The sequence below is a fragment of the Flavobacterium sp. genome, from assembly GCF_003525665.1.
Lineage (GTDB): Bacteria > Bacteroidota > Bacteroidia > Flavobacteriales > Flavobacteriaceae > Flavobacterium.
In genome coordinates this window covers 1-520 of the sequence record NZ_DQDX01000148.1, presented here as the reverse complement: position 1 = coordinate 520, position 520 = coordinate 1, and the positions used below count along the sequence as shown (strand labels likewise).

The 520-nt window shown below is 32.1% G+C and carries 1 protein-coding gene; it reads left to right on the top strand.

The features are described from left to right. Positions 1-520 (top strand): glycosyltransferase (locus tag DIU01_RS10335; RefSeq protein WP_290834177.1); only part of this gene is annotated, 520 nt, incomplete at both ends.

The window sequence follows — 520 nt, the reverse complement described above, 5'->3', positions numbered from 1 at the left end:
GCGCAGTCGAAGTGCCAAATTCAGAAATAGGAATAGTAGGATGTAAACTAATCGACGGAACAGGAAATTTTCTACCAGAAAGTAAACGCGGCATTCCAACACCTTGGGTTGCCTTCACAAAAATCTTCGGATTGTATAAAATTTCAAATGTTTTCGGAAAATATTATGCCCAACATTTAACCGAAAATCACTCAGGAAAAGTAGAGATTCTTGTTGGTGCTTTTATGGTTATGAAACGCGAATTGTATAACGAAATTGGTGGTTTCGACGAAAACTGTTTTATGTATTCCGACGATATTGATTTGAGTTACATGGCTTTGAAAAAAGGAAAAAGTAATTATTATTTCCACGAAACCTCCGTAATTCATTACAAAGGAGAAAGTACCATTCGTGATGAAAAATACATGAAACGTTTTCAAGAAGCAATGAATTTCTTTTATTCTAAACATTTTAAAAAATCTTTTATCTTTGATATTTTCGTGAAAATAGGAGCATTTGTATTTTCATTAATAAAGAAAAA